The sequence below is a fragment of the Flavobacterium soyae genome, from assembly GCF_021245985.1.
Classification (GTDB): Bacteria; Bacteroidota; Bacteroidia; order Flavobacteriales; family Flavobacteriaceae; genus Flavobacterium; species Flavobacterium soyae.
Genome location: NZ_JAJQXA010000021.1, coordinates 62,912 through 83,371, shown reverse-complemented (window position 1 = coordinate 83,371; position 20,460 = coordinate 62,912). Strand labels below are relative to the sequence as shown.

The following is a 20,460-nucleotide window of genomic DNA, read 5'->3' as shown; positions in this document are numbered from 1 at the left end:
TACCTAAAATCAGCAAGAAATAAAAAATTATCTTGAAAGTGGAATCCGAAAAACCTGAATTAATGTTTTTAGTGGACAATCTTGTTTTTACCAAAAAAAAGAAGCTGTCCTTTTGAGACAGCCTCTTCTTCTTAGTTTAGATTGACTCTTTAATTTTTCTTCCATTTAATTCCTGAACGCTCCTAAAATTATTCAACGGCATTATCTTTTTTAAATCTGTAATCATTTTAACAGAAACCTCTATTGGTGTTTTAAAAATGAACCATTGTACGCTTTCTGTGCAAGGCGGTGTTGTCAATGAGCCTGTATAGGTATAATATGATTTGCTTTGAGGAAGAACCTTATTGATATTAAAGTCTTTGTTAACTTTTATAGTATCATTAGCTTTTGCAGGCAGGTATTTATCCAGAAATTCAAAAGTTTCATTGTTTTTCTTGTCTTCTTGTGCCATAATAGAAACTACGGCAAATTTTCCGTCCTTATTTTTATGAACCATGTGGATTTCTAATGGATAGCGCACGCCTTTTATAGTATGTTCTGCCGATTCATGAAAATGAAATTGTTTTAGTTCATATTGTTCTCCGTTAATTACGATATAATCGCCTGGCTCAAAATCAAACTGAATAGTGTGTCCGTTATTGATAACATCGTGAATTTTTGTTTTTATATTATAATGAAAATCAATAGGTTTTATTGTTTTATCTTTTTCAGTTTCTACGATATCAATTGGAGATTGTGTTTTTCCTCCACAATCATTTTGGTCTATTTCTGACCAATGTTCTGGTCCTGCTTCTCCTTCATATTCCCAATGTTTCTTATGGTTTTCTTCGGTTTTAGTTGTGTCTGATGAAGTTACAGATTGCTCTGTCTCTTTTGATTTGTTATTGCAGGCTGTCGCCAATACCATAGCTGCTATTACAACAAAATTTTTCATTTCCTTTTTCATTTTTCCTATCATTTAAAGTTTATTTTCAAAGTCGAAAATCATTTCAAAATACATATAAAATACTTATTTACAAATAGTTGAAAATAACCCGCAAATTATAAATAATAATTTTACTGAAACAATTTTCTTACAAATTTATATTTTAAAACCTAAATCACTAATAATTTTAAATAAAAAAATCCTGTTAAGAAATATCTTAACAGGATAATGATATTTGAATTCAGAAAAATTACTTTTCTTCTTTTTTAGCTTTTGGCTTTTTTGCAGCTGGTGCTTTTTTTGGTTTTTCTTCAACAGCTGGAGTTTCGTCCGGAGCTTCGGCAGCAGCCGGAGCTAAATCAGTCACTAAACCTTTAGCCTGAAGTGTGTTGTACCAGTTTAATACTTTTTTAATATCTGAAGGATAAACTCTTTCTTCATCATAATCCGGTAAAATTTCTTTAAAGTAAGCTGCTAAAGTTGCATTATCTTCTTTGTGGGAAATCGCCTGGCCTTTGTTTTCTTTAGCAGCAATTTTCTGCATTACTTCAGTCAATGGTTTTTCTCCTTCGTGTGTATAAATTGAAATTTCTGATAGTAAACTTACATTACTTTTTAAGTTTACTGTAATTTTTTTTCCGTCTAATAATGATTCTGCCACAAAACCTGTACGAGTCTGCACTTTCAATACATATAAACCTGGTTTCCCAGAAATGGCTAAAATTTTGTCTAAATTCATGTTTATTAAAATTAGTATTAAGAATTTTTGTCTTTATTAATGTTCTAAATTATTTAGAACTTTTATCTGCCTTTTTTTGCAGCGGCAAATCTCATTCTGTATTCCTGAAAAGTCTTGCCTTCGGTAATGTTTTTTAATTTCTTTTGAATCAAACGCTTTTTTAAAGAAGATATTTTATCTGTAAATAATATACCTTCAATATGATCGTATTCGTGTTGAATAACTCTTGCAATTAAACCGTCAAAAACTTCTGTTTTCATTACAAAATCTTCTTCACAATATTCAATAGTAACAGTTGGTTTTCTGTAAACATCTTCTCGAACGTCCGGAATACTCAAACATCCTTCATTAAAACTCCACTCTTCACCTTCTTCTTTAACGATTTTAGCATTGATAAAAGTTTTTTTGAAACCTTTTAAATCTTTCTGTTCGTTTTCTGGTAAATCATCATCGTCGCTAAAAGGTGTTGTGTCAATAACAAATATGCGAATAGCAAGACCAACCTGAGGTGCTGCAAGTCCAACTCCTAAAGCATTATACATGGTTTCGTACATGTTTGTTATTGTCTCTTTTAAGTTTGGATAATCTGGCGTAACTGCCGTTCCTACTTTTCTTAAAACAGGATCACCATATCCTACAATTGGTAAAATCATTTGTAATTATTTAATGTTTTATCTAATGAAAACCCTGTATTAAGGTTAACATATTTCAGCTGGCAAAAATAGTAAAAAATAGTCAACGATTAGCTGTAAAGGCACATTATAACAAATTTTTATATGCTTTGGAAAACTCCGCCATAATTATGCCAAAATATTTCGTACAATTCTTAACTTTGCTAGTAAACCTTACAATATGCTTGATCGAATCTCAAAATTCACAAACAGTACTTCTTTTTTAAATGCATCAAAAGTCACTATTGCTTCGGTTGTACCTGTTGTAGTTTTGAATTTTTTAGGACATTTTGAAATAGGTTTTACTATTGCCCTTGGTGCTTTTTATACGTATCCAAGTGATATCCCGAGTTCATTAAGCCACAAAATCAAAGGATTAATTGTTGCTTCTATAATTGTTTCGGGAGTAAATCTATTAGTAAATCTTGCTTATCCTTTTCCTCTTTTATTTTATCCTTTTTTAGGATTTTTATTGTTTTTATGTTCCATGATTTCGGTTTACGGGCAGCGTGCCACTTTGGTTTCGTTTTCTGCTTTATTATCGATTTCATTATCATTTGGGCATTTACACGAAGGCTGGGAAGCTTTTCAATATTCGGGATATATTTTTGCTGGAGGAATTTTATATCTTATAGTTTCGCTGATTTTTCATTTTGTACAGCCATATAAATATGTAGAATTACAAATTGCCGAAGGTATAAAACTAACTGCAAAATATTTAAAATTAAGAGGCGACTTATGGAGCCCGGCTGCTGATCGTCAAAAAATCATAGAAAAACAATTAGCGATACAAGTTGACCTCAATTTGATTCATGAGGATTTACGTAAAATGCTGATTGGAAACCAAAACACATCTGGAACCACTAGCCAGAATCGAAAAATGCTTTTGGTTTTTATTACTTTGGTTGAAATTCAGGAATTGGCGCTCTATACATCGTTTGACCATAGTAAACTTCATGAAAAGTTTGCAAAACATCCAGAAGTGCTGCGTACATATCAAAATGTAGCTTATAAACTGGCATCTACTCTTAAAAAGCTTTCAAAAAATGTACATCATATTGCTGTTTATGTAGATAAAGACGATCTAAAAAACGAATTAGATGCACTTGAATTTGCCATTTTTGATTACGAAAAAACTTTAGGTAAAGAAGAAGCTGCAGAAGGGGTTTTGATGCTGACCAATATGCTGAAATATGCAAAAAATCAGGTCGGGAAAATTAAAATTATTCAGCGTGCTTTTTCGCTTGCGATGCAGTCTTATAAATTAAAAGATAAAGACAAGGAATTAGAAAAATTCTTAACGCCGCAATATTATCCTATAAGAACCCTTATTGAAAACTTAAGTTATTCTTCGTCAATATTCAGACATTCGCTTCGATTAACGATTACCATTTTAATTGGTTTTATAATCGGAAAATTTCTGCCGTTTCAAAATGTGTACTGGATTTTATTGACGATCGTAGTAATTATGCGCCCAGGTTATGGTTTAACTAAGGAGCGTTCTTATAACAGAATCTTCGGAACTATTTTGGGCGGTTTTCTTGCGTTTGGAATCGTTTCTGTAATCCAAAACCATGTTGCTTTGAGTATTTTCTCAATTGTGTGTATGCTTTTGGGAATTTCCTTTACGCAGATTAATTACAAAATAAGTGCAACATTTGTAACGATGTATGTGGTATTTATTTACGGAATTTTAACACCTAATGTGGTTGAGGTAATTCAGTTTAGAATATTAGACTCGCTTGCGGGAGCAACTCTGGCTTTTATTGCCAATCAGTTTTTATGGCCGGCTTGGGAATTTATTAATACACCTATTCATATCGAAAATTCGATCAGGGCAAATAAAAATTATCTTAAAGAAATTGCCGATTTTTATAATAAAAAAGGCGAAATACCAACGTCTTACAGATTGTCCAGAAAGAATGCTTTTGTTGAAATAGGAAATTTAATGACTTCTTTTCAACGTATGATGCAGGAACCAAAATCGAAACAGAAAACAATGCCGCTGGTTAATAAATTGGTGGTTTTAAATCATTCTCTTTTATCAGCTTTAGCATCTTTATCTACTTATATCCAATCTCATCAAACAACATCGGCTTCCGAATCTTTCAATTATATTATAAAAACTATTTTACAAAATCTGGAGCATTCGATTTCTATTTTAAGAAATGAAACCATTATAACTGATACTTTTTTTGATAAAGAAGATGTGACTTTACAGTTTGAAGAATTGAAACGTAAAAACTTTACACGCCTTGCAACCGACGATGAACTGGATAAAGAAACACGTCAGGCAAAAATGCAGGAAGCTTCGATGGTTATTGAGCAATTGATCTGGATGAGTAATCTTGCAGAGAAAATTTTAAAAATAACAAAAGAATTAAAAGCGGTAAACAACGATTAATATCGTTTATATCAATAAAAAAGAGGCTGTCTCAAAAGTCGAGGCTGCTCTTTTACTATAATTATTTTGTTTGTTTTTAGTGACTTAATTGGTGACTTTTTGATATCAGGTTTATCACATTCCATAGGAATGTTTCGTAGGTAGAAAAAATAAAGATCAATCACATTTGCATTCCGTAGGAACGTTTGATAGTCAGATTATTAAAAAAATGTAAAATCAAACGTTCCTACGGAACGTAAACCATTATAACAATATAATTTTCTACCAATGAAATGTTCTTACAGAACAAGGAAACATGTAAAATAACAAATAGGCTGTCTCAAAATTGAGACAGCCTATTTGCTATTTTAAACGAAAGTTTTATTTAATTTTTAAAACTTCTGCTGTATGTTTTCTCATTTCTGCTAAAAGCTCTGGTTTATCATTCAGCGTTTTACCATAAGATGGAATCATTGTTTTCATTTTAGCTTCCCATTCTGGTGTTTTAATTTGATTTGTAAAACATCTGCTGATTAAATCAACCATAATGGCAACTGCTGTTGATGCTCCCGGAGAAGCTCCTAATAATACAGCTAAAGTTCCGTCGTGTGTTGTAATTACTTCTGTTCCAAATTCCAGAACTCCGCCGCCATTTTCACCTTTTTTAATTACCTGCACACGCTGACCTGCTTTTTCTAATTTCCAGTCTTTAGATCGTGCACTTGGCAAATATTCACGAAGTGCTTTCATTCTGTCTTTTGGAGACTGACGAACCTGCTCTATTAAATATTTTGTTAGTGGAATATTATGAAATCCTGCTGAAAGCATCGGGATTAAATTGTTTGCTTTTATTGATAATGGCAAATCTAAATAAGATCCATTTTTAAGAAAACGTGTTGAAAAACCTGCAAATGGTCCAAAAAGAAGTGCTTTTTCACCATCAATTACACGTGTATCAATATGCGGAACAGACATTGGCGGAGCGCCTACACTTGCTTTTCCATAAACTTTTGCCTGGTGTTTTGCAATAACTTCCGGGTTTGTACATTTTAACCATTGACCGCTTACAGGAAAACCTCCATAACCATTACCTTCAGGAACATCTGCTTTTTCTAATAATGGTAATGAACCGCCTCCCGCTCCAATAAATACGAATTGGGTATAGGCTTTTCTTTTTTGACCTGTAGCTAAATCTGTGATTTTAATTCTCCATGATTTATCTTCACGCTGTCTTAGTTTTTTAACCTCGTGATTAAAATATAAAGTTACCCCGTCTAATTTTTCAAGATAATTAAACATGCTTCTGGTTAAGGCTCCAAAATTTACATCGGTACCAATTTCCATGTGGGTTGCTGCTAATTTTTCTCCTTCTTCTCTACCTTCCATTACAAGAGGCATCCATTCTTTCAGCTGATTAAAATCTGTACTAAAAGTCATTTCAGAAAAAATCGGGTTGCTTTGCAGTGCTTCGAATCTTGTTTTAAGATATTCTACGTTTTTTTCTCCCCAAACAAAACTCATGTGAGGAACACTTTTAATAAAATTTTCTGGAGAAGGAACTTTATTTTGTTGTACTAAATACGACCAGAACTGGCGTGAAATTTCAAAAGATTCTGCTATGCTGATTGCTTTTTTTGGATCGATACTTCCATCTTCTTTTTCTGGAGTATAATTTAATTCACAAAAGGCAGAGTGTCCGGTTCCTGCATTATTCCAGGCGTCTGAACTTTCGGCAGCTGCCACATCTAATCTTTCGTAAATTTCAATTTTTATATCGGGCTGCAGCTCTTTCAAAATTAATCCAAGAGTTGCACTCATAATTCCAGCTCCAATAAGCACTACTTCACTATTGGAACGTATTGTATTGTCAGGCATAACAGTAATTTGTTTTAAAATGCAAAGGTACTTTTTTCAATTGCAAAAAAAAACTAATTTTTACATGATAAAAGTTAGGAAATTATAAATTTTTCTAAAAATGAAGATTTAACCAGAAATACACTTAAAAACGTTTAGACGAGAGATAATCCTGAAGCATAATGGTTGCCGAAATTTCATCGATCAAGCCTTTATTTTGGCGTTGTTTTTTACTAAGTCCGCTGTCAATCATCGTTTGAAATGCCATTTTTGAAGTAAAACGTTCATCACCGCGAATTACTTTCATTTCTGGAAAAATATTCGAGAAATGAGTTACAAAACCATTTATCACAGACGCGCTTTCTGATGGCTGACCATTCATTTGTTTTGGTTCGCCAATTAAAACTGCTTCTACTTTTTCTTTAGCAAAATAATCTTTTAGAAAATCAATTAAAGTATGAGTAGGAATTGTAGTTAAACCAGATGCTATAATCTGCATTTCGTCTGTAACAGCAATTCCGGTGCGTTTTTGTCCGTAGTCTATGGAAAGGATTCTTGGCATTTTATTAATTTTAAATAAAGAATTTTCTAAACAAGGTTGAAAAAAGAAATATTTGAGATAAATGCAAAATTGTACAATATGCATAATAAACCCACTTGAGGAAAGTTATTTGTTTTTCATCAATAACTTTCCTATACCAAAAACCACTCAAAAATCCACCTTTTATATAAATAAATGGTTCTCCAAATAATTCGTTGTTAATCAAAAACAATGCTCTATTTAATAATAAAACAATTAATGGAAATGAGTAAATAAAAATCGTTTTAGAATTCGACCAGTAACTCAAATCAAAAAACACTAACAAAGTGCCAATAATTAAAACTATGACAGCAATTAAAAACATCTTTTTAAAAATTGAAAACAGCTTAATATCCTCAACTAATAGATAAATAAAAAAACTAAAAATAGAAACTAAACCTGCTAGAGTATAAAAATAAATCTCTCCTAAACTCATTCTAAAGTTTTTCTTTATCTAAAATTAATTCAACTTCATCTATTGAATATAATTTAGTTGTTCCATTTTTTAATTTAGAATAAGCCTCATGCACTTTTATTTTATTTTCATAAAAATCTGAATCTTCAAAAATTATTTTCAATTCATCCGAAGAAAAACAACTCAACATTTCTAATAATCTTTCTTTAATTTCAGACTTAAACTCTATTCTAATCACTTCCATAATATTGCATTTTCAATACAAATATAGAGCTTTTTGAATCTATATGCTTTCTAAATAACAAGTTTAAAACCAAAAGGCCCGCCCTGAAATAAATCAAAACGAACCCGAACCTAAATATTTAAAACTAAAAAATTATTCTCTTTTATCGATTAAATAATCTGCCGAAAAAACCTCTGTGTTCCTCTTCTTCTCCATCTTGTTCTTCTTCATAATGAGCAAACTTTGCCTGATTTTTTTCATGATCATAAATTAACTCCTTTATATATTCAACATACGATTTCTTTTTTTCTTCTAAGAAACCAACCAAATATTTCTCGCTAAATTCTACACCGCTTGCCGCTTCGATTTGAAGCAGCTTTTTGTACAATGGCTCAATATGCATGGCAACCACTTCTTGCGGAACAGATTGTCTTCTTCCAAAATAATTTACAATTACGCCATTTTCGTCTCTTGCAATATCAAAATCTGTAATGACCCAATAATATCTTCCAGATTTTGCCAGGTTTTTTACGATAGCATGAAAATTCTTTCCGTTTTTTAGATTTTCCCAAAGCACTTTAAAAATAACTTTTGGCATATCGGGATGGCGAATAATATTATGCGGCTGCCCCATTAATTCATAATCTTCGTAACCACAAACGTCAACAAAAACTTCATTGGCATATTCAATAATACCAAAGGCATTTGTTTTACTCATAATTACCTGCGTTTTATCCCACGTTACTTCTTTATCGATAACTGTAACTGGGGTTCGAAGTTGATTTTCCTGATTCATGTCTAGTAGATTTTATATGTTTTGGATTGGATTTTTAATGCTGATTTCTCAGAATTAATCCGGCAAAAGTAGCCGGAAGAAAAAGGAAAGAATCTGACATTTGTCATATTATGATATAAAAAAAACTTTTAGAGGTATATAATTGAAATAGAAATTATACTAAAAAATGTAATTTATCAAATTAAAAACAAAAAGTTATATCTATAACACTTTCAGTTCCGTTTACTTTTTTGCTTTTCCGTAAATACGTTATCTTTGCCAAAAATTTAAACTATGAATTCTTTACAGACTATAATCGAACAAGCTTGGGAAAACAGAGCTTTATTACAAGAAAAAACTACAACTGACGCTATTAGAGAAGTTATCGAATTAGTTGACGCAGGAAAATTACGTGTTGCTGAACCAGTTGGTGACTCCTGGCAGGTAAACGAGTGGGTTAAAAAAGCAGTTGTAATGTATTTCCCAATTCAAAAAATGGAAACATGGGAATCTGGTATTTTCGAATATCACGATAAAATGTTGCTAAAAAGAGGTTATGCTGAAAAAGGAATTCGTGTAGTACCAAATGCTGTAGCACGTTATGGAGCTTATATTTCAAGCGGTGTTATTTTAATGCCGAGTTATGTAAATATTGGTGCTTATGTTGACGAAGGAACTATGGTTGACACCTGGGCAACTGTTGGTAGCTGTGCACAAATTGGTAAAAACGTTCACTTAAGCGGTGGTGTTGGTATTGGTGGTGTTTTAGAACCATTACAAGCTGCTCCGGTAATTATTGAAGACGGTGCTTTTATTGGTTCTCGTTGTATTGTTGTAGAAGGAGTTCACGTTGGTAAAGAGGCTGTTCTTGGTGCTAACGTTTGTTTGACTGCTTCAACAAAAATTATTGACGTTACAGGCGATGAACCAGTTGAAATGAAAGGTTTTGTTCCTGCACGTTCTGTTGTAATTCCTGGAAGTTATACTAAAAAGTTTGCTGCTGGTGAATTTCAGGTTCCATGTGCTTTAATTATTGGTACTCGTAAACCATCTACAGATTTGAAAACTTCATTAAATAATGCGCTTCGCGAATACGACGTTGCGGTATAATTTATAAAGAACAAATAAATTAAAAAATCCAAATTCCGATTGATTATGATTGGAATTTGGATTTTTTTTGCTTCAATTTGTAACCAATTAAAAGATTCCCTTTTTAGATGAAGATACTTGTTATTCAACAAAAAATGATTGGAGACGTTTTAGTGAGCAGTATTATTTGCAATAATCTGCGTGCTGCTTTTCCAGATGCTCAAATAGATTATTTGGTTTATGCTTCGACAACTCCGGTTTTAGAAGGTAATTCAAGTATTGACAACATCATTTTATTTAAAGAAAAACATAGAAAAAGCAAAAAAGAATTATTGAAACTTGGTTTTCAAATTCGAAATAAAAAATACGATCTGGTTATTGATGCTTATTCAAAATTAGAAAGCTGGATTTTAGTGTTTTTAAGCAATGCCAAAAGAAAAATCTCTTATAAAAAACCCGGAAGAAATTTTCTTTACACAGATAATGTTCCGTTTGCACCTTTTCCTAAAACTAATTTAGGTTTGGCAATTGAAAGAAGACTTTCATTAATAGAACCTTTAGATTTAAAAATTGAAATAGATCCAATCCCGAAGTTATTTGTTTCTGAAAAAGAAAATCAGGAAGCTTTAGCAGTTTTTGAGAAACATAATGTTCGCAAAGACAGAAAAACGGTAATGATTAGTCTTTTAGGAAGCGAAAAATTAAAAACATATCCGCTGGAATTTATGTCGAAAGTGGTTGATTATATTGCAGATAATGCTGATATAAATATTCTTTTTAATTATTTTCCGAAGCAAATTGAAGATGCTAAAACTGTTTTTAACGCCTGTAAAACTTCCACTCAGGAAAAAATATATTTTGATTTATTAGGCGGAGATTTACGTTCGTTTATTGCCATTATGAATCGATGCGATTTAATTATAGGGAACGACGGCGGTGCAATAAATATGGCTAAGGCTCTGGAAAAACCATCATTTATAATTTTCTCTCCCTGGATTGAAAAGAAAATCTGGGCTACGTTTGAAGACGAAATTCATCATCTTTCTGTTCATTTAAAAGATTATCGATCTGATTTATTTGAGCAGAAATCTGAAAAAATGCTAAAAAAAGAAGCTTTGTCTTTGTATCAGGAATTTAAACCTGAATTTTTTAAAGGCAAAATCGAATCGTTTGTAGAAAAAAACATCCGCTAAAAATGATTTCGTCTCAAAAACAACTTTTATCGGCTTTACTAATCACTTATAATGAAGAATCTAATATACGTGAGGTTCTTGATAATCTGGCTTTCGCCGATGAAATAATAATTGTTGATTCTTTTAGTACCGATAAAACTTTCGAGATCGCATCAACATACAAAAATGTAAAAATTGTACAGCGTGTCTTTGATAATTTTGCGCTTCAACGAAACTATGCAATAGATTTAGCTTCAAATTCCTGGATTCTTTTTATCGACGCTGACGAACGATTAAGTCTGGGATTACAGCAAGAAATTATTACTGAAATAAATCAGTTCAAAAGTGCTTCAGCCTATTTTTTTCGTAGAGATTTTATCTTCGAAAACAAGAAATTATACTTTAGCGGCTGGCAGAATGATAAAATTATCCGTCTTTTTAGAAAAGAAAATGCACGTTATAACAACAATAAAATTGTACACGAAAAACTAATCATAAAAGGAGAAATTAGAAATTTAAAGCACAAATTAACGCACCATTCTTACTCTAATTACGAAGATTATAAACAAAAAATGATTTTCTACGGGCAGTTAAAAGCACAGGAAGAGTTAACAAAAAGTACTAATCCCAGCTTTTTTCATTTCTATATTCGTCCTGTTTATCAGTTTTTAAACCAATATTTATTGAGACTCGGATTTTTAGACGGAAGAAAGGGAATTATTATCTGTTACTTGAATGCTTTAAGTGTAGCGGTTCGTTTTCAGGAGCTTAAAAAAATCCAGAAACAAATTAAGATTTCTTCCAGAACTTAAGTTTCTTTTTCAATCTTTTCTTTCTTGCAAATTCTTCCTGAAAGTCAGAAGTTGCCTGCCACATTTTTTCGAAAATTTCTGTTTCAGATTTATCAGTATAGAATTTAGAATATTCATTACTCATTACAGCAATCATTTCTTTTTTAGGCGTTAAACGGCTAAAATTATTCATGCGCTGTTCAAAACTCATATTATCATGAAAATTCATTCGGTTTAAATCGACCAAAAAGAAACGATAGGTATTGTTTTCGTTTTTTTTAATTAATGTATTTCCCGGCGAATGATCTAAAAACTCCACTCCTTTTTCATGAAGATCAAAAGTAAATTTTGTAAACTGTCTTAAAATGTTATCGTTATCAGGATATTCAGGGATTTCTACCAATTCTCTATAAGTCAACTCTGTAACTAAATGTTCGCTGGCATAGTAGCTGTCTTTTAAACCAACCAAATTAAAGTTTTCAAGAAATGCTATTGGCTCTGGAGTTCCAATTCCTTTTTCTAATAAAATTGTGGCATATTCAAACGAACGTCTGGCTTTCGATTTTCTGAAATATCTGTATGCAATTTTGTTGACTATATTCGGAATTTTAAATGATTTGATATTTATCTTTTTACCATCTAAATCAAACAATTTTATCTTATTACGATCTCCGTTTCCAAAAAGTTCGCCAGATGAACTGAACATTTTGATTGTGTCCAGAATTGACGGAGCATTATTTTCGAAAGAAGGATTTACTTTAAAATTCATTAGCTGATTTATCATAGTAACAAAAATACATATAGAATTTTAGACTTCAAATTATTATTGTATTTTCGTTAAAAAAAATATGTCAGATAGGAAAAGCGTTTTTTTAGAAACTCACAATATTAACAATAGAGCAACTGGCTTGGGTACTTTTAATTATGAACTAATTAAAGGACTAAATCAACTCTCATTTGATAATCTGGAGATTCAACTCAATTCTGGTAAACCTGACTTGCTTAGAAATGAGTTTGGTGATAAATTTAAATATCATAAATACAGATCATTTCATAGATACAAGCCTTTTAGACCTATGGAAAAATTTGATTTATGGCATTCTGTAAATCAAAATTCTAAATTAGAGCCAAGAACGGACACCAAATATCTTCTCACAATTCATGATGTAAATTTTGTAGAAGAAATATCTGCAGACATGAACCACAAACGCAATGGCTTATTCATTGAGAAATTAAACAGAGCTACAGAGATAACTTATATCTCTGAATTTGCAAAAAAACAGACTCATCAATACTTTCAGGTTCCTAATGTTCCTGAGCATATTATTTATAACGGAAATCCAATTTCTACTTTATTAGATACCTCTAATTTTGTAAGCAGTCTACCTTTAGACAAACCTTTTTTTTATACAATAGGTGATTTTATTGAACGAAAAAATTACGTTTCAATCGTTAACATGATGAAGTTAATAAAAGATTTTAATTTAATCATTTCAGGAAATAATAATAAAAAATATGGATCAGTGATTAGAAAGCTAATCGATGAAAATGGTTTACAAAATCGAGTATTTTTAACCGGTAAAGTGAGCGATCGAGCCAAGCAGTATTACATGAAAAACTGTACAGCTTTTCTTTTTCCTTCTATAAGAGAAGGTTTTGGTCTGCCTCCAATTGAAGCTATGAGTTTTGGTAAACCTGTATTTTTATCCGACAAAACTTCTTTACCGGAAATTGGTGGGGATATAGCCAATTATTGGACAGATTTCGATCCCGAGTATATGAAAAATATACTTTTTAATGGATTAGAAAATTTTGACCGAAATAAGGAAGAAATAGAAACTTTGCTTAAAAAAAGGGCTGCAAGTTTCGATTGGAAAATTGCAGCTTCGGATTATTTAAAAGTCTATAATCAAATTTTGAAGTAAGCTACTTCTTTGTTAAGTGTTTAAACCATTGTCCAAAGTTTTTCTTCCATATATATAAATCTGAAGGCAGTACTTTTGAAAAATCTAAATTTTTGCCAATTTCATTAAAGGTCGTGCCCTTTACAAATGCAAGTTTTTTCCATTTTTCAGGTTCCATGTAAAAGAAGTTTCGCATACTTTTGTAGTTGCTTTCATTTACCGTTTCCCATTTTTCCAAAAACTCTTCTTTATTAATATCTATATCATGTCCCCAATTATTAAACTTCATCTCCAGCTCTTCCTTTGTTCTGGATATACATTCATGAAGTATTAAACCTTTATAATAAATTATTCTCTTACGAGTCTGTCTTCCTACCTTGTAACTTGGGAAATTTGTGGCAACCATAATTTTTGTAGGTTTTTCAACATACAATATTCCGTCATCTATCCTTTTATATAAGTTTATCAAATAAGGAGATACCTGAATTTGATTTTTTTCAGGATTATCAAGATAATAATTCTTAGATTTTAAGAATTTTACAAATGCCTTAAAATCAAAAAAATATTCATCTGCATCTAATTGTATGAGCCAGTTTCCTATGCCCATTTTTTCAGCAAGAATTTTTCGTTCCAAAACTTCACATTGCATGCTGGTCAATTCAGGATGATAAAAATTGTCTTCTAATATTTCTATTTTAAAATCGACATCAATAGACCTTAACCATTGAAAAAAGCTGTCTTCTATTACAAAAGATTCTCCTTTCCAGGTCTTTCTTTCTTTATCAATTGCTAAAAAAATTGAGTCAGATTCTTTATATACTTGTGGAATCGCAATTTTAAGCAATTCATAATCATACGACACTAAAAATCCAACTTGAATTTTTTTCATTTATTTAAATTTGTTGGGCAAAGATAAAAACATTCCGAAATTATCTATGAAATTTACTTTTGATTTTTTAAGATAATTTTAACTCAAACCTTATCTTTGCCTTTTAAAACAAAAACCATGCAAATTCTTCGATTTCCTGAAATTTCTGTGATAATTCCTGTCTATAATGCAGCTTCATTTTTGTACGAAAGTATTGAAAGTATTCTAAATCAAACATTTTCAGACTTTGAGCTTATCATTTTAAATGATAAATCTACAGATGGAAGTTTAGAAATAATTAAAAGCTTTCAATCTAAAGATAATCGAATAATTATTATCGACAAAGAACAAAATGTTGGACCGGCAAACCTTAGGAATGAAGGTATTAACGCTGCAAAAGGCACTTATATTGCATTAATGGATGCTGATGATATTGCTCTCCCAACACGTTTTGAAAAACAAATTGCAGTACTTAAAAACAATCCTGAAATTGGAGTCTGCGGTACATGGTTTACTTTTTTTGGATCAAAAAAAGATAAAATCATAAAACATAATACAAATCCAGATACTATAAAAGTATCTTTTTTACACAGTTGTAACATCGGGAATCCAACTGTAATGTTTAAGAAAGAAGTGTTAGGCGATCTAAAATTCGATAATGAATATGTTCCTGTTGAGGATTATGATTTATGGAGCAGATTATTAGCCAAAACTAACTTTTATAATATTCCTGAATCTTTATTAAATTACAGACAGCACAATAACAATATCAGTAAAACAAAAATTGATAACGTAAACCGATCTGTAAAAAAAGTAAAAATAAATCAATTGGCTGCACTTGAAATAAATCCTGCCGATTCTAAAATTGATTTTTACCTAAATGCTGTTTCGTTTAAAAAAGGTCTTTCTCCAGAAGAAATTATCGAAACTATTAATGCATCAAAACTCCTGCTTTCGCAAAATGCAAAACTAAGATATTTTAACCAAGAAATTTTTCAAAAACATATCACTAAAAATTTAATACGCACTATTCGCAATGCGGGCTCGTATAAACGTTCATTTTATAAACATTTGAAAAATAACGAAAGCACATTGTTTCAAAAAATAAATTTTGTTGATAAAGTACTGCTCTATTTTAAATCGTTAACCGGCAAATAGTTGTTATATGCTTGATTTAATATAACGCCACAAGTATTTAAGTTTTAAAGAAAATCCTGCTTCATCTAAAAATTCATTTATAGCATTTTCATGATCTTTGCTGTTTTTGAGCTCTTTATTTTTACGCAATTTTAAAGCCTCAAAAGCTGAAGCTTTTAGCAAGGTTCTCAAAACTTTTTTAATGTTTTGCGTTCTGGACTGCGGAATGTTTTCAAATATCTCTTTTAAGTTTAGATAAGATGAATAACGCTGCAGGAAAGGTGTCTGCAAAGAATAAATCCCGCCTGAATGCCATCTGTAAACAGCGCCTTGAAAATTCAAGAAAGCTCCTTTTCCGTTACAAAGAGCCAAAGCATAAAGTGTATTATCTTTACTGTATCGGAATTTTTTGTAATCTAAAGGATCAACTGCATCTTTCTTGAAAACGCTTGTTAAAGTATAAGTACAATAAGGTTTAAAAAGTGTATTAAAATCAATTGTATAAACAGCCGGCAAGGTACTGCTGAAATCATTAGGGATTAATTCAGCTTCTTTTTTAGTATAAAAATCCGTCCAGGTAATTACATAATCAAGATTGTTTTCTAAAAAATCAACTTGTTTCTGCAGTTTTAATTCATCTATCCAGTAATCATCTCCTTCGCATAAGGCTATGTATTTTCCTTGTGTCATGGGGAAAGTAAAATCGCTCCATATATTAACCTCTTTTTTAGAATATTGATTTTCCTTTTGAAAAATCGGTGTAATTATTAAGGGATATTTTGAGACAAAATCATTTATTATACTAACCGTATTATCTGTAGAAGCATCATCATGAATTATTATTTCAAAAGAAAATTTAGTCTTCTGACTTAAAAAGCCTTCTAAAGTTTCCTTTATAAAGTTTTCGTGATTAAAGGTGGTACAAATAATACTAACCAACGGGTGAGTTTCATTATTTTCCCAATTTGAAATGATGCTGTTTTGATCTTTCATCTTAAATTCTTTATTTTCTTGAAACATCATTAAGCTATACTTCTATTATAAATTGGAATCATTTTTTCTTTAAATGCCTTAGTTCCAAAACTGGATATTGCGTTTTTAGATATCAATTCAGAATTAAATTGTAATTCTTTATTCAGGATTTTTAAAATATTTTCAGCAATCGCTTTAGAATCTTTTATAGGAACAATAATTCCATTTTCCTTATTAATAAATTCATTCACCCCGCCTGATTGAGTAGTGATAACAGGAACCCCTGTAAATAAAGCTTCTAAAGGAGAAATCCCAAATGTTTCGCAAATACTTGTAAAAACAAATACATCTGACTTTTGCAAAGCCAAAACAATTTCTGTTTTTGAGGCTAATTTGACAATTTCAATTTCGATATTTTTGAATTTAAAACTTGAAATTAAACTATCGACTTCATCTTCTGAACCAATTTCCCAAGCATTTATACCAATCCAGGTAAATTTAATTTTTGGATAATTTAGATCGTCAATAATTTTCAATGCTCTTAAGGCTGTAATTTGATCTTTTATAGGTGCAAAAGCTCCAACTGTTGTAATCTCAAAAAACTCACTTGAGTTTCTATTGTTATTATTAAACAATTGCTCATTCACCATATTACCAACGTTTACAAAATCGCTGAAAAAATAATTAGCAGCAAATTGTCTAACTAAATCATTACTTACTACTAAATTAAACTTTGAGTTTTTTAAAGCAGAATCAAGTTTTTTAATTTTTGGTTTTCTGATATTTCTTAATGTAAATTGGTTATGCTCTGTTAGCAAATAAGGCGTTTTATACTCTTCGTGATAACTTAAAGCCCAAAATACTGCATCAAAAACACTTTGTGCATGAACCAGATCAATTTCAATTTTATCTTTCTTTAAGTATTTACGCAAAACTCGAAATGCTTTCTTCTCAATTAACTTCAAAAAGAAATTGCTTTTAAAAATTTTAAACACAGGATAATATAGATAAAGAATGGTTACTTTATCTTCATAAATATTTTTTTCGATCTTAAAAATTTTATTGAAATTTTTAGGTTTTAATTTTACCGGTCTGAAATTTATCAGAATAAAATTAAAATTATCACTTAACACTAAAGCCTGATCCATAAAAAAGCTGCCTAGTCTCAGTTCATAATCAAGCCAGGAACAAATCATTAAAATATTTTTCCTATTATCCATTTATTTCTTTTCTTTAAAACTCCATTTTTTTTGCAGGAACCCCAAAAACAGTAGTGTTTTCTTTTACGTTTTTAATAACAAGGCTGGCAGCACCAACTGTTGCGCCTTTTCGAACGATAATATTAGGTAAAACTGTAGATCGAGTATTTAAGCATACTTCTTCTTCTAAAACAGCATAACCTCCGGTAAAACTATAGGCATTTATATGACACCATTTCCCAATTTTAGAATCATGCCCAATGGCTACAAATCCCTGAATTGTTACAAAATCATCAAGCACGCAGTCGTTGCTAATGTTAGAATACATGAAAATAATTATACCGTTACCCAATTTTACGTTTGATGTAAAAACTACCGTTGGGTGAATCAAATTAATAAATTGACCTCCTTTTGATAAAATTATTTCGACATAATGTTTTTTCCATTGCAGATCTCCAAGTGCGCAAACAAATACATCATTATCCTGAATTTCATAATTTTCTACTGATGAAATGATAGCAGGGTAATTTTCAAAACCGTCTAAAGCATCTAATTTATCATCTAAGAAACCTTTTATAGTATATTCAGTATTATAGCCCGAACATTGTCTTGCAAGCCCGCATACCTCACGACCATACCCTCTTGCTCCTATTATGACTAAATTTTTCATCTTTAAATTATTAAGTTACAAGCAGCCCAGGAATATCCTACGCCAAATCCTGCCAATATCAAATTCTTGGATTCTATTAATTTCCCTTGTTTTTGAGCTTCATATAAAGCAATAGGAATTGTTGATGAAACTGTGTTTCCACATTCTTCCATTGCAATAAAAAACTTTTCTTCGGGAATTTTTATTTTCTTTCTCAGGTGGTTAAGCATATATTTATTTGCCTGATGAAAGATATATAAATCAATATCTTCTTTAGTTAAGTTCGATTTCTCTAAAATAGCCTCAGTAAGTTTGGGAACAAATTCTCCTGTAAAATTGAAGATTTCTGCGCCGTTCATGTACAAATTTTTATCATTTCGAACGTTTCCAAATTCATCCTGAATATCTTCATTTTCATTAGAAACCGGAAAACGCATTCCGCCTTGTTTTACAATTAAGTTTTCTGCCCCTTTTCCATCCGTTCCAAAAATAAATTTATCGAGAGAACAAAATCCTCTTTCGCTTGATATTAATGTTGCGGCAGCGGCGTCCCCAAAAATAGTTTTGTTACTTTTATCTTTATGATGAATGAATTTAGAATAGGTTTCTGAGGTAATCAACAAAACATTTTTTGCCATTTCTCCTGCTATTAAACCTTTAGCCAAACTTAATCCATAAACAAACCCTGAACATCCAAGGTTAAAATCTAAAGCTCCTATTGAAGTATTTAGTCCTAATTTATCCTGAATAATACAAGCCGTTGTAGGCAGGAAATAATCTGGGCTTTGGGTACAAAACAATAAATAATCAATAGTCGATTTATCAATATTATGCTCTGCAAATAATCGTTCTGCGGCTTTTACTGCCATATCAGATGAAAACTCATCTTTTGCACTTATATGTCTTGAATTGATTCCCGTTTTAGAGCTGATTTTTTCAATATCCCATTCCGGAAACTCTTTATTTATTAAATCATTCGACAGAATTTCTTCCGGAAGATAATAAGATATGGCTTTTATATTAGCTTTCATTTTCCAGGAATTTTAAATATTGTTTTTGAAAATGATGTACCCGTTCTTCTTCATCAGAAAGTTTTCCTGATAAATTAGTATGTCTTACTCCTTGCTGAACAAGCTGACATACCGCTTTATCTTCATCAAAAACCTGTCTGTTAAAACCGATTAAAGATTCTTCAAAAGCTTTAATAACAATTGGTGTTTTTTCAGAATCGTTTGCAGCCGCTGTAAAAACGTAACTTGTAAATTTTGTACTGTCTGGTGTAATTGGTTCAATTAAAGAATAATTAAAAGAAATACCGTGTGTACTCGATATCAACAAATTAGGAAAAATAAGTATATGTTTGTAACCTTCTATATCGTAACTTCTTGGTGAATAATAGGTGTCGATTTTTTTATAACCTCCTTTATCTTTTACGATATTCAAATCACTGGTCCAGCTTGAATTATTTTTATCAAAAGCAAAATCTAATCCCGAAGGTTCTAATTTGGCAAGTGTTTCGGCATGGACTAAACCAACGTGATAACTTTCAAGTGTATTTTCGACAATCACTTTCCAGTTTGCATTTATTTCCATAGAATTAACATCAATTCTATTTCCTAAACTTAACGACATTGTTTTTAATTCATCATAAAATACGCCTATAAAGTCTTCTAAAGGTTCAATGTCTTCATTTAAGGAAACAAAACATAAATCTCCGCAAAATGAAACTTTAAATTCCTTTAATTTCATTTCGCAAAGTTCCTCTTTAGAGAATTTTTTAAACAAAGGCTTTTTCGGAATTCCGCTTGGAATTCCGTTTTTATCATATGCCCATCCATGATAAGGACAAACTAAAGGTCTATTTCCAGAGGCTTCTTGCTGAATTATGGAAAAGCGGTGTGAACAAACGTTTAAAAATGATTTAATTTCACCTCTCACATTTTGAACCACAACCGGTGTGCCTGCAATTTTTAAAGCAATGAAATCATTATCATTTAAAAAATCTGATCTGAACCCCACAAAATGCCACACTTTTTTAAAAAGCATATTGTTTTCTTGCCCAAAAACAGCGTCATCATAATAATGAAAAGCAGGTATGTTTGAATTCATAATTT

General features: G+C 31.0%; 21 protein-coding genes. 6 read left to right on the top strand and 15 right to left on the bottom strand.

Translation table 11 applies throughout. The features are described from left to right. Nucleotides 1–136: 136 nt before the first annotated feature. The 3 genes from LUU93_RS19680 to def all read right to left on the bottom strand — a co-directional run bounded on the left by LUU93_RS19680 (nucleotide 137) and on the right by def (nucleotide 2,317). Nucleotides 137–946 (bottom strand): carbonic anhydrase, encoded by an 810-nt coding sequence (locus LUU93_RS19680; RefSeq protein WP_232682868.1) that lies wholly within the window; start codon nucleotides 944–946, stop codon nucleotides 137–139. A gap of 229 nt (nucleotides 947–1,175) precedes the next feature. After that, the gene (locus tag LUU93_RS19675; protein ID WP_232682867.1) at nucleotides 1,176–1,664 is read right to left on the bottom strand and encodes a DUF5606 family protein; all 489 of its coding nucleotides are present in this window, start codon (nucleotides 1,662–1,664) and stop codon (nucleotides 1,176–1,178) included. A gap of 62 nt (nucleotides 1,665–1,726) precedes the next feature. Beyond that, nucleotides 1,727–2,317, bottom strand: a complete 591-nt coding sequence (gene def, locus LUU93_RS19670; RefSeq protein WP_232682865.1) for a peptide deformylase — start codon at nucleotides 2,315–2,317, stop codon at nucleotides 1,727–1,729. 199 nt (nucleotides 2,318–2,516) lie between these two features. Between def and LUU93_RS19665 the strand changes: the two genes are divergently transcribed. Beyond that, entirely contained in the window at nucleotides 2,517–4,739 is a 2,223-nt protein-coding gene (locus tag LUU93_RS19665) for an FUSC family protein (RefSeq protein WP_232682864.1), read from the top strand. Nucleotides 4,740–5,099: 360 nt separating this feature from the next. Here LUU93_RS19665 and LUU93_RS19660 read toward each other — a convergent pair whose 3' ends face one another. The 5 genes from LUU93_RS19660 to LUU93_RS19640 all read right to left on the bottom strand — a co-directional run bounded on the left by LUU93_RS19660 (nucleotide 5,100) and on the right by LUU93_RS19640 (nucleotide 8,586). Further along, the gene (locus LUU93_RS19660; protein ID WP_232682862.1) at nucleotides 5,100–6,593 is read right to left on the bottom strand and encodes a malate:quinone oxidoreductase; all 1,494 of its coding nucleotides are present in this window, start codon (nucleotides 6,591–6,593) and stop codon (nucleotides 5,100–5,102) included. 124 nt (nucleotides 6,594–6,717) lie between these two features. Then, nucleotides 6,718–7,134 carry a Holliday junction resolvase RuvX gene (gene ruvX, locus LUU93_RS19655; protein ID WP_232682861.1) on the bottom strand — a complete coding sequence of 139 codons (417 nt, stop codon included), beginning with the start codon at nucleotides 7,132–7,134 and terminating at the stop codon, nucleotides 6,718–6,720. 10 nt (nucleotides 7,135–7,144) lie between these two features. Beyond that, the gene (locus LUU93_RS19650) at nucleotides 7,145–7,588 is read right to left on the bottom strand and encodes a hypothetical protein (protein ID WP_232682860.1); all 444 of its coding nucleotides are present in this window, start codon (nucleotides 7,586–7,588) and stop codon (nucleotides 7,145–7,147) included. A gap of 1 nt (nucleotide 7,589) precedes the next feature. Further along, complete coding sequence (locus LUU93_RS19645; RefSeq protein WP_232682859.1) at nucleotides 7,590–7,811, bottom strand: hypothetical protein; 222 nt, start codon at nucleotides 7,809–7,811, stop codon at nucleotides 7,590–7,592. A 142-nt stretch (nucleotides 7,812–7,953) separates the two neighbouring features. After that, nucleotides 7,954–8,586, bottom strand: coding sequence for a PAS domain-containing protein (locus LUU93_RS19640; RefSeq protein WP_232682858.1), 633 nt, complete (start codon nucleotides 8,584–8,586; stop codon nucleotides 7,954–7,956). Nucleotides 8,587–8,859: 273 nt separating this feature from the next. On the opposite strand from LUU93_RS19640, the gene LUU93_RS19635 reads away from it, so the two are divergent. From LUU93_RS19635 to LUU93_RS19625, 3 genes are all read left to right on the top strand, one after another. Continuing rightward, entirely contained in the window at nucleotides 8,860–9,675 is an 816-nt protein-coding gene (locus LUU93_RS19635) for a 2,3,4,5-tetrahydropyridine-2,6-dicarboxylate N-succinyltransferase (RefSeq protein ID WP_232682857.1), read from the top strand. Between the two features lie 107 nt (nucleotides 9,676–9,782). Then, nucleotides 9,783–10,847 carry a glycosyltransferase family 9 protein gene (locus tag LUU93_RS19630; protein ID WP_232682856.1) on the top strand — a complete coding sequence of 355 codons (1,065 nt, stop codon included), beginning with the start codon at nucleotides 9,783–9,785 and terminating at the stop codon, nucleotides 10,845–10,847. Between the two features lie 2 nt (nucleotides 10,848–10,849). Beyond that, a complete protein-coding gene (locus tag LUU93_RS19625) occupies nucleotides 10,850–11,638 on the top strand; it encodes a glycosyltransferase family 2 protein (protein WP_232682854.1) in 789 nt (262 codons plus the stop codon). Here the strand turns inward: LUU93_RS19625 and LUU93_RS19620 are convergent. Next, nucleotides 11,616–12,386, bottom strand: coding sequence for a Kdo domain containing protein (locus tag LUU93_RS19620; protein ID WP_232682853.1), 771 nt, complete (start codon nucleotides 12,384–12,386; stop codon nucleotides 11,616–11,618). The genes LUU93_RS19625 and LUU93_RS19620 overlap by 23 nt on opposite strands. A 79-nt stretch (nucleotides 12,387–12,465) precedes the next feature. On the opposite strand from LUU93_RS19620, the gene LUU93_RS19615 reads away from it, so the two are divergent. After that, nucleotides 12,466–13,542, top strand: coding sequence for a glycosyltransferase family 4 protein (locus tag LUU93_RS19615; protein ID WP_232682852.1), 1,077 nt, complete (start codon nucleotides 12,466–12,468; stop codon nucleotides 13,540–13,542). A 1-nt stretch (nucleotide 13,543) separates the two neighbouring features. Here the strand turns inward: LUU93_RS19615 and LUU93_RS19610 are convergent, their stop codons facing one another. Then, complete coding sequence (locus tag LUU93_RS19610; protein WP_232682851.1) at nucleotides 13,544–14,410, bottom strand: hypothetical protein; 867 nt, start codon at nucleotides 14,408–14,410, stop codon at nucleotides 13,544–13,546. Nucleotides 14,411–14,527: 117 nt separating this feature from the next. Between LUU93_RS19610 and LUU93_RS19605 the strand changes: the two genes are divergently transcribed. Further along, entirely contained in the window at nucleotides 14,528–15,547 is a 1,020-nt protein-coding gene (locus tag LUU93_RS19605; RefSeq protein ID WP_232682850.1) for a glycosyltransferase family 2 protein, read from the top strand. Between the two features lie 3 nt (nucleotides 15,548–15,550). Here LUU93_RS19605 and LUU93_RS19600 read toward each other — a convergent pair whose 3' ends face one another. Genes LUU93_RS19600 through LUU93_RS19580 form a run of 5 tightly spaced genes read right to left on the bottom strand, consistent with a single transcriptional unit; the run spans nucleotide 15,551 to nucleotide 20,455 of the window. Next, entirely contained in the window at nucleotides 15,551–16,519 is a 969-nt protein-coding gene (locus LUU93_RS19600) for a glycosyltransferase (protein WP_232682848.1), read from the bottom strand. A 29-nt stretch (nucleotides 16,520–16,548) separates the two neighbouring features. Next, nucleotides 16,549–17,718: a glycosyltransferase family 4 protein gene (locus LUU93_RS19595; RefSeq protein ID WP_232682846.1), complete on the bottom strand. Its 1,170-nt coding sequence runs from the start codon at nucleotides 17,716–17,718 to the stop codon at nucleotides 16,549–16,551. 13 nt (nucleotides 17,719–17,731) lie between these two features. Further along, nucleotides 17,732–18,367 (bottom strand): PglD-related sugar-binding protein, encoded by a 636-nt coding sequence (locus LUU93_RS19590; protein WP_232682845.1) that lies wholly within the window; start codon nucleotides 18,365–18,367, stop codon nucleotides 17,732–17,734. 2 nt (nucleotides 18,368–18,369) lie between these two features. Next, a complete protein-coding gene (locus tag LUU93_RS19585) occupies nucleotides 18,370–19,377 on the bottom strand; it encodes a 3-oxoacyl-ACP synthase III family protein (RefSeq protein ID WP_232682844.1) in 1,008 nt (335 codons plus the stop codon). Continuing rightward, on the bottom strand, nucleotides 19,367–20,455 hold the full coding sequence (locus tag LUU93_RS19580; RefSeq protein WP_232682843.1) for an aromatic ring-hydroxylating oxygenase subunit alpha: 1,089 nt from the start codon (nucleotides 20,453–20,455) through the stop codon (nucleotides 19,367–19,369). The genes LUU93_RS19585 and LUU93_RS19580 overlap by 11 nt, the downstream gene beginning before the upstream one ends. Nucleotides 20,456–20,460 lie beyond the last annotated feature (5 nt).